General features: G+C 70.7%; 11 protein-coding genes. 5 read left to right on the forward strand and 6 right to left on the reverse strand.

Going from position 1 to position 16,930, the window contains the following annotated elements; translation table 11 throughout:
• The first annotated feature begins 38 nt into the window (after nucleotides 1–38).
• Nucleotides 39–707 (forward strand): HAD family hydrolase, encoded by a 669-nt coding sequence (locus ACWC5O_RS41965; RefSeq protein ID WP_450580301.1) that lies wholly within the window; start codon nucleotides 39–41, stop codon nucleotides 705–707.
• A gap of 135 nt (nucleotides 708–842) precedes the next feature.
• Here the strand turns inward: ACWC5O_RS41965 and ACWC5O_RS41970 are convergent, their stop codons facing one another.
• Nucleotides 843–1,409 carry a DJ-1/PfpI family protein gene (locus ACWC5O_RS41970; protein ID WP_450580303.1) on the reverse strand — a complete coding sequence of 189 codons (567 nt, stop codon included), beginning with the start codon at nucleotides 1,407–1,409 and terminating at the stop codon, nucleotides 843–845.
• Nucleotides 1,410–1,997: 588 nt separating this feature from the next.
• Here ACWC5O_RS41970 and ACWC5O_RS41975 point away from each other — a divergent pair.
• From ACWC5O_RS41975 to ACWC5O_RS41985, 3 genes are all read left to right on the forward strand, one after another.
• Nucleotides 1,998–6,959, forward strand: a complete 4,962-nt coding sequence (locus tag ACWC5O_RS41975) for an NAD-glutamate dehydrogenase (RefSeq protein ID WP_450580304.1) — start codon at nucleotides 1,998–2,000, stop codon at nucleotides 6,957–6,959.
• 131 nt (nucleotides 6,960–7,090) lie between these two features.
• Complete coding sequence (locus ACWC5O_RS41980) at nucleotides 7,091–7,564, forward strand: GtrA family protein (RefSeq protein WP_450580306.1); 474 nt, start codon at nucleotides 7,091–7,093, stop codon at nucleotides 7,562–7,564.
• Nucleotides 7,545–9,056: a hypothetical protein gene (locus ACWC5O_RS41985; protein ID WP_450580308.1), complete on the forward strand. Its 1,512-nt coding sequence runs from the start codon at nucleotides 7,545–7,547 to the stop codon at nucleotides 9,054–9,056. Before ACWC5O_RS41980 ends, ACWC5O_RS41985 begins: the two co-directional genes overlap by 20 nt.
• Nucleotides 9,057–9,211: 155 nt before the next feature.
• On the opposite strand, the gene ACWC5O_RS41990 is transcribed toward ACWC5O_RS41985, so the two are convergent.
• The 4 genes from ACWC5O_RS41990 to ACWC5O_RS42005 form a co-directional block, all read right to left on the reverse strand.
• Complete coding sequence (locus ACWC5O_RS41990; RefSeq protein ID WP_450580310.1) at nucleotides 9,212–10,876, reverse strand: glycosyltransferase family 2 protein; 1,665 nt, start codon at nucleotides 10,874–10,876, stop codon at nucleotides 9,212–9,214.
• Entirely contained in the window at nucleotides 10,873–13,086 is a 2,214-nt protein-coding gene (locus ACWC5O_RS41995; protein ID WP_450580312.1) for a CDP-glycerol glycerophosphotransferase family protein, read from the reverse strand. Before ACWC5O_RS41995 ends, ACWC5O_RS41990 begins: the two co-directional genes overlap by 4 nt.
• A gap of 101 nt (nucleotides 13,087–13,187) precedes the next feature.
• Entirely contained in the window at nucleotides 13,188–14,063 is an 876-nt protein-coding gene (locus ACWC5O_RS42000; protein WP_450580314.1) for an ABC transporter ATP-binding protein, read from the reverse strand.
• On the reverse strand, nucleotides 14,056–14,970 hold the full coding sequence (locus tag ACWC5O_RS42005) for an ABC transporter permease (protein ID WP_450580315.1): 915 nt from the start codon (nucleotides 14,968–14,970) through the stop codon (nucleotides 14,056–14,058). Before ACWC5O_RS42005 ends, ACWC5O_RS42000 begins: the two co-directional genes overlap by 8 nt.
• Before the next feature lie 189 nt (nucleotides 14,971–15,159).
• Here ACWC5O_RS42005 and ACWC5O_RS42010 point away from each other — a divergent pair, with 189 nt between their 5' ends.
• On the forward strand, nucleotides 15,160–15,798 hold the full coding sequence (locus ACWC5O_RS42010; protein WP_450580317.1) for a TetR/AcrR family transcriptional regulator: 639 nt from the start codon (nucleotides 15,160–15,162) through the stop codon (nucleotides 15,796–15,798).
• 80 nt (nucleotides 15,799–15,878) lie between these two features.
• Here the strand turns inward: ACWC5O_RS42010 and ACWC5O_RS42015 are convergent, their stop codons facing one another.
• Nucleotides 15,879–16,814, reverse strand: a complete 936-nt coding sequence (locus ACWC5O_RS42015) for an ADP-ribosylglycohydrolase family protein (protein WP_450580729.1) — start codon at nucleotides 16,812–16,814, stop codon at nucleotides 15,879–15,881.
• Between the last annotated feature and the right edge of the window lie 116 nt (nucleotides 16,815–16,930).

Below are 16,930 nucleotides of genomic sequence, written 5' to 3' on the forward strand. Positions count from 1 at the left end.
TGCCTTGATTGTCAGTAGGGGCGGGTACGGTTTTCGGCATGGGGATGCACGCAAGCGCGCACATCGTCTGGGACTGGAACGGGACCCTGTTCCATGACAATGACGCGATCATCGGGGCGACGAACGCTGCCTTCGCGGAGCTGGGGCTGGCGCCGATCACGCTGGAGGAGTACCGGGCGCTGTACTGCGTGCCGGTGCCGAGGTTCTACGAGCGGTTGCTCGGGCGGCTGCCCACGGATGCCGAGTGGGAGCAGATGGACGGGGTCTTCCATCGGTACTACACGGAGCATCGGGTCCGCTGCGGGCTGACCGCGGGGGCGGCCGAGCTGCTCGCGGGGTGGCGGTCGGCGGGGCACAGTCAGTCGCTGCTCAGCATGTACGGGCACGACGATCTTGTGCCGCTGGTGCGGGGGTTCGGGATCGAGGCGCACTTCATACGGGTCGACGGGCGTACGGGGCCGTCCGGTGGCAGCAAGGCGGAGCACATGGTGCGGCATCTCGAGGCGCTGTCCGGGGCGGTGGAGGTTGCGCGGACCGTGGTGATCGGTGATGCCGCGGATGATGCGGTTGCCGCCCGGCATGTGGGGGCGGGGGCTGTGCTGTACACCGGGGGGTCGCACAGCCGGGCCAGTCTGGAGGAGGCCGGGGTGCCGGTGGTGGACACGTTGGCCGAGGCGGTGGTGGAGGCGCAGCGGTTGGCGGCGTGAGCGGGGATTGATACGGCGCCCGCCCTCCCCCCCAGCTCTCGGCTTCGCTCGAGCAGGGGGACCCCATCGCCCCAGGGGCACGACTGCCCGCAGCTGCGTACGACAGCCGGTTCCGGTGGGCGCCGCCCCCCGCTCTCAGTCAGCCGGTGCCTTGGACCTCAGTACCTTCAGGAACTCTCGCATCCAGGCCGGATGGTCCGGCCAGGCGCGGGAGGAGATCAGGGTGCCGTCCACCACCGCTTCGCTGTCCTCGAAGTGGGCTCCGGCGTTCTGCATGTCCAGTTCCAGGGCCGGGTACGCCGTGACGCGGCGGCCGCGGAGGGTGTCGATCGCGGCGGTGAGCAGGGGGCCGTGGCAGATCTGGGCGACGGGCTTGTCCGCGTCGAAGAAGGCCTTGAGGATCTTGCGTAGTTCGGGGTCGTTGCGCAGGTACTCGGGGGCGCGGCCGCCGGGGATGACGATGGCCGCGTACTGACCGGGGTCGACCTCGGAGAAGGCGAGGTCGGCGGGCCAGGTGTAGCCGGGCTTCTCGGTGTAGGTGTCGTAGCCGGGCTCGAAGTCGTGGACGACGAAGCGGAGCGTCTTGCGGGTGGGGGCCGCGATGTCGACGTCGTAGCCTTCCTCGCGCAGACGCTGGTAGGGGTAGAGGACTTCCAGGGACTCCGCTGCGTCGCCGGTGATGATGAGGATCTTCGCGGGCATGTCGGCTCCTCCCGGGCGGCACTGTCCCCTCCGCGGGGGACGGGCACTGTTGCAGGCAACGTGCCTTCCCAGGGCGCGCTTGCCAAGAGGGCCCGTCGCTTTCAGGGTGCGTCCCGCGGTGTCCGGGCGCGACCGGATACGCCACCCGCCGGCGCCCCGCCCCTGTGCAGAACGTCAAACTTCGGCCCCCTGTTTTGTACACATACGGCTCATGACGGGCCCGGGGTAGGGAGCGATAGCCTTGTGGCGTGATCAGCGCGATATCTCGCGGGGGCGATCCTGCTCCTGCCCTGCGCCCGGGTTGCACGGAACACCTCCGTGACCGGGCGGCGGTCGCTGGTCTTCGCGGGCGGGACGGGGGCGCCGAAGCCCCCAGGACGCCGATGACGGCCCGGAAAGCGACGGTGCCGAGAGCAGCGTCACATCTGTCGGGTGCGCCAACAATGGCCGAATACCCCCCGCTCATCTCACCTCGCGGCATAGCGTCGGATCGGTCCGGAAACCCCGGGCCGTGGCGTCGAGCCGGAGGGGAAGAAACCGTTTTTCCTTCTACGTCACGCAACGGCGCGCGACAGGAGCCAGAGGACAATGCAGACCAAGCTGGACGAAGCCAAGGCCGAGCTGCTCGAACGGGCCGCCCGGGTAGCTGAGAACAGCCCGGTCGGGGGGCACCTACCGACCGGGACGACGGGCGAGGGCACCGCCGGCACTCCCGACACCGAGTCCGTGCTTGCGTTCCTCCAGCGCTACTACCTGCACACCGCCCCGGAAGACCTTTCGGACCGCGACCCGGTCGACGTCTTCGGCGCCGCGGTATCGCACTACCGGCTCGCCGAGAACCGCCCGCAGGGCACCGCGAACGTCCGGGTGCACACCCCGACCGTGGAGGAGAACGGGTGGACCTGCAGCCACACCGTCGTGGAGGTCGTCACCGACGACATGCCCTTCCTCGTCGACTCGGTCACCAATGAGCTGACCCGGCAGGGACGCGGCATCCACGTCGTCATCCACCCGCAGATCGTCGTCCGGCGTGACCTCACCGGCAAGCTCATCGAGGTGCTGCCCACCGCGTCCACCGGCGTCGGCGACCTTCCGCACGACGCGCACATCGAGTCCTGGATCCACGTCGAGATCGACCGCGAGACCGACCGCGCCGATCTGAAGCAGATCACCGCCGACCTGCTGCGCGTCCTGTCCGACGTCCGCGAGGCCGTCGAGGACTGGGAGAAGATGCGGGACGCGGCGATCCGGATCGCCGACGAGCTGGAGGACGAGCCCCACCCGGGCGACCTTCCCACGCCCGAGGTCGAGGAGGCCCGCGAGCTGCTGCGCTGGCTGTCCGCCGACCACTTCACCTTCCTCGGCTACCGCGAGTACCAGCTGCGCGAGGACGACACCCTCGCCGCCGTGCCCGGCACCGGCCTCGGCATCCTGCGCTCCGACCCGCACCACGCCGAGGACGACCAGCACCCGGTCAGCCCCTCCTTCGAGCGGCTGCCGGCCGACGCCCGCGCCAAGGCCCGTGAGCACAAGCAGCTGGTGCTGACCAAGGCGAACAGCCGGTCCACCGTGCACCGGCCGTCGTACCTGGACTACGTCGGGGTGAAGAGGTTCGACGCGGACGGCAACGTCGTCGGCGAGCGCCGCTTCCTCGGTCTGTTCTCCTCCGCCGCCTACACCGAGTCCGTCCGCCGGGTCCCGGTCATCCGGCGCAAGGTCGACGAGGTCCTGCAGCGCGCCGGCTTCTCGCCCGAGAGCCACGACGGCCGCGACCTGCTCCAGATCCTGGAGACCTACCCCCGCGACGAGCTGTTCCAGACCCCCGCCGCCGAACTGCAGACCATCGCGACGAGCGTCCTGTACCTGCAGGAGCGCCGCCGGCTGAGGCTGTACCTGCGCCAGGACGAGTACGGCCGCTACTACTCGGCCCTCGTCTACCTCCCGCGCGACCGCTACACCACCAGCGTCCGGCTGCGGATCATCGACATCCTGAAGGAGGAGCTCGGCGGCATCAGCGTCGACTTCACCGCCTGGAACACCGAGTCGATCCTGTCCCGGCTGCACTTCGTCGTCCGGGTCCCGCCGGGCACCGAGCTGCCCGAGCTGTCGGACGCCGACAAGGACCGCATCGAGGCCCGTCTGGTCGAGGCCGCCCGCTCCTGGGCGGACGGGTTCGGCGAGGCGCTGAACGCCGAGTGCGGCGAGGAGCGCGCGGCCGAGCTGCTGCGCCGCTACTACGGCGGCAACTCCTTCCCCGAGGGCTACAAGGCCGACCACACCCCGCGCGCGGCGGTCGCCGACCTGATCCACCTGGAGCGGCTCACCGAGGAGAAGGGCAACGACTTCTCGCTCAGCCTGTACGAGCCGGTGGGCGCTGCCCCCGGCGAGCGCCGCTTCAAGATCTACCGCAAGGGCTACGCGGTCTCCCTGTCCGCCGTGCTGCCGGTCCTCAACCGGCTCGGCGTCGAGGTCGTGGACGAGCGGCCGTACGAGCTGCGCTGCGCGGACCGCACCGTGGCCTGGATCTACGACTTCGGACTGCGTCTGCCCAAGGCGCTGGGCGGCGGCACCGGCGACTATCTCGGTGACGACGGCCGTGAGCGGTTCCAGGAGGCGTTCGCCGCGACCTGGACCGGCCAGGCGGAGAACGACGGCTTCAACGCCCTCGTGCTGGGCGCCGGGCTGAACTGGCGGCAGGCGACGGTGCTGCGCGCGTACGCCAAGTACCTGCGGCAGGCCGGCTCCACCTTCAGCCAGGACTACATGGAGGACACCCTCCGCAACAACGTCCACACCACCCGGCTCCTCGTCTCCCTGTTCGAGGCGCGGATGTCCCCGGACCGGCAGAAGGCCGGCCTGGAGATCGTGGACGCTCTGCTGGAGGAACTGGACGCGGCCCTGGACCAGGTGGCGAGCCTGGACGAGGACCGCATCCTGCGCTCCTTCCTGACCGTCATCAAGGCGACCCTGCGCACGAACTTCTTCCAGGAGGCACTCGGCGGCAAGCCGCACGCCTACGTGTCCATGAAGTTCGACCCGCAGGCCATCCCGGACCTGCCCGCGCCGCGCCCGGCGTACGAGATCTGGGTGTACTCGCCGCGCGTCGAGGGCGTGCACCTGCGCTTCGGCAAGGTCGCCCGAGGCGGCCTGCGCTGGTCGGACCGCCGCGAGGACTTCCGTACCGAGATCCTCGGCCTGGTCAAGGCGCAGATGGTGAAGAACACCGTCATCGTGCCGGTCGGCGCCAAGGGCGGCTTCGTCGCCAAGCAGCTGCCGGACCCGGCCGTCGACCGGGACGCGTGGCTGGCCGAGGGCATCGCCAGCTACAAGACGTTCATCTCGGCGCTGCTCGACATCACCGACAACATGGTGGCCGGCGAGGTCGTGCCGCCGCAGGACGTGGTCCGGCACGACGGGGACGACACCTACCTGGTGGTCGCGGCCGACAAGGGCACCGCGACGTTCTCCGACATCGCCAACGGGGTTGCCGAGAAGTACAACTTCTGGCTCGGCGACGCCTTCGCCTCCGGCGGCAGCGCGGGCTACGACCACAAGGGCATGGGCATCACCGCGCGCGGCGCCTGGGAGTCCGTGAAGCGGCACTTCCGCGAGCTGGGCGTGGACACGCAGACCGAGGACTTCACGGTCGTCGGCATCGGTGACATGTCCGGTGACGTGTTCGGCAACGGCATGCTGCTGAGCGAGCACATCCGCCTGGTCGCCGCCTTCGACCACCGGCACATCTTCATCGACCCGAACCCGGACGCGGCCACCGGCTATGCCGAGCGCCGCCGCCTGTTCGAGCTGTCTCGCTCCAGCTGGGAGGACTACAACACCGAGCTGCTGTCGGCGGGCGGCGGGATCTTCCCGCGTACGGCCAAGGCGATCCCGCTCAACGCGCACATCCGTGAGGCCCTGGGCATCGAGGAGAAGATCTCCAAGATGACCCCGGCCGACCTGATGAAGGCGATCCTCCAGGCGCCGGTGGACCTGCTGTGGAACGGCGGCATCGGCACGTACGTGAAGTCGTCGGCGGAGTCCAACGCCGACGTCGGCGACAAGGCCAACGACGCCATCCGTGTCGACGGCCGCGACCTGCGCGTCAAGGTCGTCGGTGAGGGCGGCAACCTGGGGCTGACCCAGCTCGGCCGTATCGAGTTCGCCACGCACGGCGGGAAGATCAACACCGACGCGATCGACAACAGCGCCGGTGTGGACACCTCCGACCACGAGGTGAACATCAAGATCCTGCTGAACGGCCTGGTCGCGGACGGCGACATGACCGTCAAGCAGCGCAACAAGCTGCTCGCCGAGATGACCGACGAGGTCGGCGCCCTGGTGCTGCGCAACAACTACGCGCAGAACACGGCGCTCGCCAACGCCCTCGCCCAGTCCAAGGACATGCTGCACGCGCAGCAGCGGTTCATCCGCCACCTGGTCCGCGAGGGCGACCTCGACCGGGCGCTGGAGTTCCTGCCCACCGACCGTCAGATCCGCGAGCGCCTCGGCCAGGGCCACGGCCTGACCGGTCCGGAGACGGCCGTCCTGCTGGCGTACACGAAGATCACGGTCGCCGACGAACTGCTGCACACGTCGCTGCCGGACGACCCGTACCTGCGCGGCCTGCTGCACGCCTACTTCCCGACGGCGCTGCGCGAGCGGTTCGCGGAAGCGGTCGACAGCCACCCGCTGCGCCGCGAGATCACCACGACCGTGCTGGTCAACGACACGGTCAACACGGGCGGTACGACGTACCTGCACCGCCTGCGCGAGGAGACGGGTGCCTCGCTGGAGGAGATCGTCCGCGCCCAGACCGCGGCCCGCACGATCTTCCGCTCGGCGCCGGTGTGGGACGCGGTCGAGGAGCTGGACAACAAGGTCGACGCGGCCGTCCAGACCCGGATCCGGCTGCACTCGCGCCGCCTGGTCGAGCGCGGCACGCGCTGGCTGCTGAACAACCGGCCGCAGCCGCTGCAACTGGCGGAGACCGTCGAGTTCTTCGGCGAGCGGGTCGAGCAGGTCTGGCAGGAGCTGCCCAAGCTGCTGCGCGGCGCGGACGTCGAGTGGTACCAGCACGTGTACGACGAGCTGTCCGTGGCCGGCGTCCCGGACGAGCTGGCCACCCGCGTGGCCGGGTTCTCCTCGGCCTTCCCGGCGCTGGACATCGTCTCGGTGGCCGACCGCACGGGCAAGGAGCCGCTGGACGTCGCCGAGGTCTACTACGACCTCGCCGACCGGCTCAACATCACGCAGCTGATGGACCGCATCATCGAGCTGCCCCGCAACGACCGTTGGCAGTCGATGGCCCGCGCCTCCATCCGTGAGGACCTGTACGCGGCCCACTCGGCCCTCACGGCGGACGTCCTGGCGGCCGGCAACGGCTCCTCGAGCCCGGAGCAGCGCTACCAGGCCTGGGAGCAGAAGAACTCGGCGATCCTGGGCCGGGCGCGCTCCACCCTGGAGGAGATCCGCGGTTCGGAATCCTTCGACCTCGCCAACCTGTCGGTGGCGATGCGGACGATGCGGACGCTGCTGCGCACGCACTCGTAGCCGTAAGGCGATGAGAGCGCCCCGGGCCGGTCGAGGCCCGGGGCGCTCTCTTCTTGCAGACCCTTAGGCAAAAACGTGCGGTGAATTTACCGTTTCCTGCTAATCGGTACGTTTCGGATAGGGTCAGGGCTGTGACAGTGAACCTCACCGAGACCCGCCCGGTGGCAACCGCGCCGGCTCCGGCCCGGCCCGTCACGCGCGTCGTGCTGGAAGTCGTGAAATTCGGGGTCGTCGGCGGCAGCGGTGTCCTCGTCAATTTCCTGGTGTTCAACCTGCTGCTGCACGGCCTGCGTTGGCAGGCGATGACCGCGACGGTCCTGGCCAGCTGTATCGCGATGGCGACCAATTACCTGGGCTTCCGCTATTACGCCTATCGTGACCGGGCCTCGCGCACCCGTCGCCAGATCGTCCTGTTCTTCGTCTTCAGCGGTCTCGGCGTGGTGATGGAAAGCGGCCTGTTCTGGGTCGGTTATCACGGGCTCGGACTGCGCAGCGCGTTCGAATCGAACGGGGTGAAGGCGCTGTCGATCGTGCTCGCCTCCGCCTTCCGTTTCCTTGTCTACCGCACCTGGGTGTTCCAGCAGGATGCGCGCCGCGCCGCCTAGCACCGCGAGCGCGGTACGGGCGCTGCCGCAGGCCGTCGCCGCGCTGGTACTGGTGCTGATGCTCCTGGTGATCGTCCGTCTGCCCTGGGCGGGCGATCTCGGCATGCACGCGGCGACCGTGCAGCGGCTGCGGCACAGCCTGCTGACCCCCGGAAACCCGCTGGTCGACGCCGACACACCGAGTCCGTACTACTCGCCCTGGATGCTGCTGCTGGGATGCCTCGCCAGGATCACCAGCCTGTCGGTGTTCGACGTACTGCGGATCGGCGCGGTCGTCGGGCTGGGACTGCTGGCCACCGGGGTGTGGCGGTACGTCCGCACGCTCAGCGCCCACCGCGCGGCGCCCGCCCTCGCGATCCTGAGCCTGGTCTTCCTCTGGGGCCCTCTCCTCTTCAACTGGAGCGGCTTCCTCGGCCTCAACTCGCTCGCGCTGACGGTGTCGTACCCCAGCGTGTTCGCCCTCGGCCTGTCCTTCCACTTCTGGGCCTGGCTCACCCGGGCACTGCGCGCCGAGACCCGCTGGGGGGTGTGGCTGTGGCTGGGGCTGCTGTGGGGGCTGATCCTGCTGTGCCACCAGTTCACCGGGGTGGTGGCGTCGCTGGGCGCGCTGGCGATGGTGATCGCGGCACGGCCGGGTCGTGAGGTGCTGCTGCGGCTCGGTGCCGCGTCGGCCCTCGGCGTGGTGCTGCTGTGGCTCTGGCCGTACTACGACTTCTTCTCGCTCTTCTCCGCCGGCGCGGACCTCGAGGCGATCCACCGGCCGCTGTACGACCACCTGGCCGGGCGGTTCGGGCTCGTGCTGCTGGGAGTCGTGGCGCTGGGCCTTCGCCGGCGGCGGGACCGCTGGGATCCCCTGGTCCTCTTCTTCCTCCTCGGTGTGCTGGTGTTCGTCACGGGCGGGCTGACCGGGCACTACTCGTGGGGCCGCGCCCTGCCGGCCGTGCTGATCCCGGCTCAGCTCGCGGCCGCGCTGGAGGCCGTGCCGGCGGGGAAGCGGGCGATGGGGGTACCCCCGCGCGAGCGAAGCCGAGCGTGGGGGAAGGTGGCGTGGGCGTGTGTGCTCGGCGCCGCGCTGGCCGTGGGGGCGTGGGCGCAGGCGGGGACGCTCGGGTATGTGGTCGGGCGGGACGCGCTGCCTGGTGCGGTCGCGGCGAAGTACCGGACGCCCTGGGTGGGTTATCAGTGGATCACGCCCTGGGTGAAGTACGGGGACGTGGTCATGGCGCGTACGTTCCCGTCCCGGCAGATTCCCGCGTACGGGCCGTACACCGTGGCTCCTGGGTATCCCGATGTGTTCCTGCCGGACGCGGGAAGGCGGGATGCGGCGGTGACGCGGTACTTCGCGGCGGATACGTCCGGTGACGCACGGCGGGCGATAGTGCGGCAGTACGGGGTGCGGTGGGTCGTGGGCGGCAAGGCGGCCGCGGAGCCGTGGCTGCGGCAGGTCGCCACCGGGCCGGGTGGGCAGGTGCTGTACCAAGTAGCGCGCTGACCGGTGCAGTAGCTGGGCGGGGGCGGGTCCGCTTCCCGGCGCCGGCAGGGCGCCGCTGCGCCCGCCCTCGCAGCTACGAGCACCCCAAAGGGGCGCGGGGAACTGCGCGACCAGCCCCCACGCACCCGCGGACGAACACCGGCGCAAGCGCCTCGTTACTTCAGCACACTCGCCACAAGCCGCGCAGCGCTCCGTACCTTTGGGCGGGCGACCTTCTGGACCATCGGGCGGATGACGCGAGCCGTGACTCCCACCGGGTGCCAGCGGATCTGGAGGCGGCCGGGGTTGCGGCCCTCCGGTTCGATGGTGACGTTGTGCGGGGTGGCGCCGGAGCGGTAGTCGATGCGGGCCGTGACGGCGGGGAAGTCCAGGGGGGCCAGGAGGATGCCCGAGTGGGCCAGGCCCTGCTGTTCGAGGCGGAGCAGCGGGTGGCGTACTCCCGCGAAGCCCTGCACAGGGAGCTGTGCCGTCGACAGGTTCAGGCGGACGCGGCCCTCGAAGATGCCGGGGCGGACCGGGTCCAGGCGGAACGGGACCGTCATACGGCGTCGGCCGGGGGCCAGCACCAGACTCGCCCGTTGCGGTCCCACCGGGAGTCGCAGACCGGGGTCGTAGGTGCGGATCGCGAGGGTGAGGGAGGCTCCGGGGCCCGGGGTCAGTTCGGTGATCTCGTGGCGGAAGTGGGCGCTGGGGAAGGGGCGGGTGTCCAGCTCCAGGTCGGAGACGTCCAGTTCGCGGCGGGCCCGGTCGGAGGAGGGGACGGTGTCGCCCCAGTACGTGGTGCCGGAGTCGTCGGCGGTCACGTGCCTCGGCGCCACGCCGGTGCCCAGGCCCCGCGCCGCCTGCTGGGCGTCGGACAGTAGGCCGTCGCGCAGGAGTTGGAGGACCACCCGTTCCGGGCGGGGCAGCCGGGCGAAGGCGCCCTCGGCCAGCGTGTCCAGGTACGGGTTCATGATCTCGGCGAAGGACTCCAGCCACTCGGTGTCCCGGTAGGGCAGGTCGCCCGCGTACATGCGGAAGTCGTGCTTGAGGAACTTGAAGTCCTTGTCCTCCCGCAGGGCCGCATGTCCGCTCTCCACCAGGAAGTCGTCGATCAGGCGCTGTACGTGCACCCGGTCGCCGACGTTGGAGATCTTGTGCCGCTGGTTGGAGATGGACGCCGACGCGGCGGCCGCGAACGGCTCGATGTACCAGACGTACACCGGGTCCGGGATGATCGTGAACGCCTTCGCCAGGCAGTACGCCTGCGCGGAGAACAGCTGGTCCTCGTAGTGGATGCCCTCGGGGAAGCGGAGCTGGTGGCGGTCGAGGAACGCGCCGGCGTACATCTTGCTGGTGGACAGGTGCTCGAACAGCAGCCGGGGGTCGGACTCGATGCCCTCCACGGTGCGGTGCTCGGCGACCAGGTGGGGCATCCACGTCGAGCGGTGCCCGCTGTCCACCCGGACCCGGCGGACCGCACCCATCGTGAAGTCCACCTCCCGCTCCCGGTGCGCGGCCAGCAGCAACTCGACCGCGCGCGGCGGGAGTTCGTCGTCGCTGTCGAGGAACATCAGGTACGGCGCCCGGGCGATCTCGATGGCTCGGTTGCGCGGGGCGCTGCAGCCGCCGCTGTTCTCCGGCAGGCGCAGGTAGCGGATGCGGTGGTCCTGGGCCGCCAACTCCCGTGCCACCGAAGGCGTCTCGTCGGTGGAGTGGTCGTCGCTGATGACGATCTCGATGTTGGCGTGGGTCTGGGCGCGCAGCGATGCGACCGCCCGGGGGAGGCGGGCCGCGTCGTTGTAGACGATGACCGTCACCGTGACGTCGGGAGTCGTCATGCCGAGGCCTCCTCGGGGGTCGGGGCGGGAGTGCGTTCGTCGAGCGGGATCACCGGGGGCAGCGCGTCGTCGGGTGCGCCGAGGAAGACCCGCCGTACGACCCGTTCGGCGGCGCGCCCGTCGTCGTACTCGCAGAACCGGCGCCGGAACGCGGCCCGCGCCTTCGCCGCGCCCTCGTCGCGCCAGGCGCCCGAGAGGAAGATCTCCGCGAGTTCCTCCTGGGTGCGGGCGACCCGGCCGGGCGCCTCGGCCATCAGGTCGAAGTAGACGCCCCGGGTGGTCCGGTACGTCTCCCAGTCGTCGGCGTAGACGACGATCGGGCGGTCCAGGTTGGCGTAGTCGAACATGATCGACGAGTAGTCCGTGACCAGCGCGTCGGCGGCCAGGCACAGCTCCTCGACGGGGTCGTAGGAGGAGACGTCGATGATCCGGCCGGAGCGGCGCAGGCCGGTCAGCGGGGAGGCGGCGCCGCCGTAGAAGTAGTGGGCGCGCACCAGGAGGACCGTGTCCTCGCCGAGGCGGTCGGCGAGCGCGGCGAGGTCCAGGCGCGGGGTGAAGCCGGCTTCGTAGTCGCGGTGGGTGGGGGCGTAGAGGACGGCTGTCCTGCCGGGGGCGATGCCCAGGCGTTCGCGGGCGGCGCGGACGTCGGCGGCCGTGGCGGTGTAGAAGACGTCGTTGCGCGGATAGCCGTAGTCCAGGGAGGTGTAGCGGGCCGGGTAGGCGCGCTCCCACATGCGGGTGGAGTGGCTGTTGGCGCTGACGCTGTAGTCCCACTTGTCGATACGGGCCAGCAGCGCGGCGAAGTCCAGGCCCTTGGCGGCGGCCGGGTGTTCCATCTGGTCCAGGCCCATGCGCTTGAGCGGGGTGCCGTGGTGGGTCTGGAGGTGGATCGCGTCGGGGCGTTTGACCACCGCGTTGGGGAAGTTGACGTTGTTGGTCAGGTACTTGGCGGTGGCCAGGGTCTCCCAGTAGCGGCGGGTGCCGGGGATCACGTGGTCCGTGCCGGGCGGCAGGAGGGCCGCGTTCTCCTTGTTGACCACCCACACCCTGTGGATGTGCGGGGCGAGTTCGGCGAGCTTGGCGGCGATCGCGGCCGGGTTGCAGGAGACCCCGCGCTCCCAGTAGGCCGCGAACACGGCCAGATCGGGATCGACGGGACGGCTGAGCGCCCTGCGGTACTGCTGGTCGCGGAGCTTCGCGCCCGCCTGGCGCTTACGGGTCCGTACGGCCTTCCTCGCGGCGCGGCGGGTGCGGTTGGCGGCCTGGAAGGCGCGGTACCTGGTGTAGGCGCCCTCTTCGAGCAGGGCGTGCCGGACGCCCTCGATGCCGGCCGGGCGCTGGTGGCCCTCGGGGCGCCAGCGGACCGCCGCCAGGGAGGCCCGGCGGAAGAACTCGCGGGCCACCGCGTCGGGCAGGTTCTCGCCGGCGAAGGTGCGCACCAGGTCGCGGACCATCAGGTCGTACAGGACCGAGCGGGCGGCGCGGCGGTCCCGGGTGAGCGGGAGCAGGGACTCGTAGCGGTCGATGAGCGCGAAGCGGTCCTCGGGGGTGAGGGGCGGCACGCTCTCGGGGCGCAGCACGCGGTTCTCGTACGCCGCCTGGTTCAGGCAGGCGACGCGGCCGGCGTGCAGCAGGGCCGCGTGGGCGGCGTACGGCTCGTCGTCGGTGGTGAGCTGTTCCTCGTGCGCCCGCCAGAACGCGGTGCGCAGGGCGCGGGTGCCGAGCAGCGGGGTGAGGCGCAGCAGGTCCGCCGCGTCGTCCAGGGAGAGGTCGGCGCGGCCGGCGCCGGCGAGGAGGCGGCCGTCGCGGGAGGGGGCGGCGGCGGTCTGCCAGGTGGTGGTGACGTGGTCGAGGAGGAGCACATCGACCGGGGCGCCCGAGGCGCCGCCGGCGTCCAGCTCGGCGGTCCGCTCGGCGATCAGCCGGGGTGCGCCGGCGGGCAGGCCGTCCTTGGCGTGCACGAAGTGCAGCCAGCGGCCGGCCGCCCGCGCGGCGCCCGCCGCCCGGGCCGCCGCATCACCGGTGCCCTCCGGGAGGGGCACCACGACCGTCTCGGGAGCGTGGCCCTCGGCCGTCTCCCGCGCCCAGTCGCCGACCGCGGCGACGATCACCTCGGCGTCCGGGAGCGGGCGGGCCTCCAGCGAGTGGAGCAGTTCGGTCAGATGCCCCTGGGTGTTCGGCCCGTAGACGATGACGCTGAGTTGGGGCATCGCAGTGGACTCCTTGGGCTCGTCGTCTCAGGGGCACCTTGCATAACATACTGTCACTAGAGGGATGAAAAGGATGACCACGCCTGAGGTAAGAGAAGGGCTCACGAAGGAAGAGGGACTTTGGGAGCCTCGGGTTTCGGTGCCGCCTTCTTGGACGCCGGCTTCTGCTGCGCCTTGCCGCTCCTGTCGCTCTTGTCGCCGGTGAAGGCCTCGTACTCCTTCATGACGTCCTCGGTCGGCCCGTCCATGCGCAGCTCGCCGCGCTCCAGCCACAGGACCCGCTCGCAGGTGTCACGGATCGACTTGTTGTTGTGGCTGACCAGGAAGACCGTTCCCGCGTGCTCGCGCATCTCGCGGATCCGCTGCTCGGAGCGCTTCTGGAAGGAGCGGTCGCCGGTCGCGAGGGCCTCGTCGATCAGCAGGACGTCGTGGTCCTTGGCGGCGGCGATGGAGAAGCGCAGGCGGGCGGCCATGCCGGAGGAGTACGTCCGCATCGGCAGCGTGATGAAGTCGCCCTTCTCGTTGATCCCGGAGAAGTCGACGATGCCCTCGTAGCGCTCCTTGATCTGCTCACGGGACATGCCCATGGCTAGACCGCCGAGGAAGACGTTGCGTTCGCCGGTGAGGTCGTTCATCAGGGCCGCGTTGACGCCCAGCAGGGACGGCTGGCCGTCGGTGTAGATGTGCCCGCTCTCCACCGGGAGGAGTCCGGCGACGGCCTTGAGCAGCGTCGACTTGCCGGAGCCGTTCGTGCCGATGAGTCCGATCGCCTCGCCCTTGTAGGCGACGAACGACACCTTCTTCACCGCGTGCACCCTGCGCACGCCGGCCGCCTTCTCCGCCCGCTCGCGGCGCAGGATGCGGTTGAGGGCGGCGGTGGCGGTGCCGCGGCCCGCGCCGGTGCCGTTGACTCGGTAGACGATGTCGACGCGGTCGGCGACGACGGTGGGGATGTTCTCTGCGGTCTGCTCAGCCACGGCCGTACGTCTCCTCAGCCTTCCAGAAGTAGATGAAGCCGCCGACGCCGGCGAGCAGCGCCCAGCCGGTGGCCGCCGCCCACACGTGCGGGGGCAGCGACTTGGAGTGGAAGCTGTCGATCAGCGCGTACCGCATCAGGTCGATGTAGACCGCGGCCGGGTTGGTCTCCAGCAGGACCGTGACGATGTGCGGCAGGTGGTCCTTCTTGGTGAGCTTGTCGATGCTCCACATCACGCCGGACACGTACATCCACGTGCGCAGCACGAACGGCATCAGCTGGGCGATGTCCGGGGTCTTGGCACCCGCCCGGGCCATGATCATCGACATGCCCGCGTTGAACGTGAACTGCAGGAACAGCGCCGGGATCGCGAGCAGCCACGACGCGGCGACCGGTACGCCGAAGCAGAGCAGGATGACGACCAGCGCCGCCATCGAGAAGAGCAGCTGCTGGAGCTGCTGGAGGCAGAAGGAGATCGGCAGGGCCGCGCGGGGGAAGTGCAGGGCGCGCACCAGGCCGAGGTTGCCGGCGATCGCGCGGGTGCCCGCCATGATCGAGCTCTGCGTGAACGTCCAGATGAACACGCCCGTGACCAGGAACGGGACGTAGTCCGGGACGCCGTGCTTGGTGCCGAGCAGCACGCCGAAGATGAAGTAGTAGACGGCCGCGTTCAGCAGCGGGGTCATGACCTGCCAGACCTGGCCGAGCTTCGCCTGGCTGTACTGGGCGGTGAGCTTGGCGGTGGCGAAGGCGGTGATGAAGTGGCGCCGGGCCCACAGCTGGCGGACGTACTCCGGCAGGGAGGGGCGGGCGCCGCTGACCGTGAGGCCGTGCCGGGCGGCCAGCGCCGCGAGGTCGTCGTCGGCCGGGACCTGGGTGGGGGGCGGTGTGTGGAGGACCTGGCTCACATCCGCTGCTTTCGCTCGGGGGAGGGGGGTGCGTCCGGCTGCCGCCGGGCCTGAGTGGTCCTCGTCCGCCATCCGGCGTTTTCTTACGCTTCTCTTCACGTTCTCTTACGTCGGGACGGGACCGTATCGTCGCAACGTGAGCCTAGAACCATCGACCGTCGGAACGCAACCGTTTCGTCGTAACGCCCTATGCTGGTTCGCATGACGACGAACGCCGACGAGGCCCCGAAGCGCGTGCGCCGCCGGACACCCGCCGGGGCTGCCGTGCTCCGGGAGGACGTGACCGAGGCCATCCGAGCGGCGGTCTTCGAGGAACTCGCGGCGGTCGGGTACGCCAGGATGTCCATCGAGGGCATCGCGCGGCGGGCGGGCGTCGGCAAGACGGCGGTGTACCGCCGCTGGCGCTCCAAGCTGCACCTGGTGCTGGACGTGGTGTCGGCGATGGCGGTGCTGGGCCTTCCGGTCCCGGACACGGGCTCCCTGGAAGGGGACCTGCGGCTGCTGTACGAAGTGACCTCCCGCGCCCTGCGCCACCCCGTCGCCTCGCAGGTCATCCCCGACCTCCAGGCGGAGGCGGCCCGCAACCCCGAGATCGCGGAAGCCATGCAGAAGGCGCTGCGGGACGGTCAGGAAGGGGTCGCCAGCAAGATCGTGGCGGCGGCGGAGGCCCGAGGGGAGGTCCGGTCCGGGGTCGACCCCGACCTGGCCCTGGACCTGATCTCCGGCCCCCTGTACTGGCGCTCGGTGGTGATCCGCTCCCCGAAGCTGCCGAAGGCGTACCTGGAGAATCTGGCGCGGGCTACGGCGGGGGCGCTCAAGGCGTTGTGACCTTGCCCGCAGCCAGGACGCGATGCGAGTACGGTCGCTGCGACTCCCCGGGCACTCGGGAAACGACCGCAGGCTGCCCGCTACGCCAACCGCTCAGCCAGGCCGGTCGGTTCCCGTGCCCGCAGCACCCGGTCACCGAACCCCGGCAGTGGTACACGGAGCAGCTCTGCCCAGCGTTTCGGTACCGCGTCGATCCCGTGCACCGCTCCCGCCAACGCCCCGGTGACCGCCGCCACCGTGTCCGTGTCGCCGCCCAGGTCGACCGCCGCGCGTACCGCCTCCTCGTAGGACGTCGTCGTACGCAGGGCCCGGACCGCCGAGCCCAGGCAGGGCCAGACCGCGCCGTTGAACTCGGTGGCCCGGTCAAGGTGCCAGTCGGGGGCGAGGACGGTCGCGTAGCGGGCCCGGCGGTCGGGGTGGAGCGCCGTCAGGGTGTCCGGTACGGCGGTGAGTGGATCCTCTCCCGTCAGGGCGACGCGGATCAGCTCGTGCAGGACGGCCGTGCCCTCCCAGGCCGCGGGGTCGCCGTGGGTGAGGGCAGAGAGACGGCGGGCGGCGTCCACGGTGACCGCACGGCCGTGACGCGCGAAGCGGAGCGCCGAGGGGGCCGCCCGCATCAACGCCCCGTTCCCGGCCGCCCGTTGGTTCGTCCGGAAGTGCAGGGCCGCGGCTGTGTCCCAGGGGGCGCCGCTGGCCAGCACCGCCTCCGTCTGGAGGCCGATGTCCTTCGGACCGCCGGCCGCCCAGCGCTGGAAGCGCCGGAACACGTCCGCGAGGTCCAGGCCCCCGCGCTCCAGCAGCGACTCGGCGGTCAGTACGGCCATCTGCGTGTCGTCGGTCGCCTCGCCGGGGTCCCAGCCGCCGCCCCCGCACATCTCGCCGCCGTGTCCGGGGTGCGGGAAACGGGCCGAGAAGGCGCCTTCGGGGCCGAACTCGAAGGGCGCTCCGAGGGCGTCGCCCACGGCGGAGCCGAGCAGGGCGCCGACGGCGCGTTCGATGCGCGAGGGGTCGGTCAGCCCCCGGAGCCTAGTGCCCCAGCAGGCAACGTTCGCCCCGTCGCGACGCCCGGCACGCACTCTCGCCGCACCGGCCGAAAGCCCAAGTACGTCCAGTACGAGGGCTTCCGGCCGGC

Source organism: Streptomyces sp. NPDC001450, from assembly GCF_053597295.1.

Coding starts and splice junctions, on each gene's coding strand:
- ACWC5O_RS41965 (WP_450580301.1), top strand. CDS start 39: ATGGGGATGCACGCAAGCGCGCACATCGTCTGGGACTGGAACGGGACC.
- ACWC5O_RS41970 (WP_450580303.1), bottom strand. CDS start 1,409: ATGCCCGCGAAGATCCTCATCATCACCGGCGACGCAGCGGAGTCCCTG.
- ACWC5O_RS41975 (WP_450580304.1), top strand. CDS start 1,998: ATGCAGACCAAGCTGGACGAAGCCAAGGCCGAGCTGCTCGAACGGGCC.
- ACWC5O_RS41985 (WP_450580308.1), top strand. CDS start 7,545: ATGCGCGCCGCGCCGCCTAGCACCGCGAGCGCGGTACGGGCGCTGCCG.
- ACWC5O_RS41990 (WP_450580310.1), bottom strand. CDS start 10,876: ATGACGACTCCCGACGTCACGGTGACGGTCATCGTCTACAACGACGCG.
- ACWC5O_RS41995 (WP_450580312.1), bottom strand. CDS start 13,086: ATGCCCCAACTCAGCGTCATCGTCTACGGGCCGAACACCCAGGGGCAT.
- ACWC5O_RS42010 (WP_450580317.1), top strand. CDS start 15,160: ATGCTGGTTCGCATGACGACGAACGCCGACGAGGCCCCGAAGCGCGTG.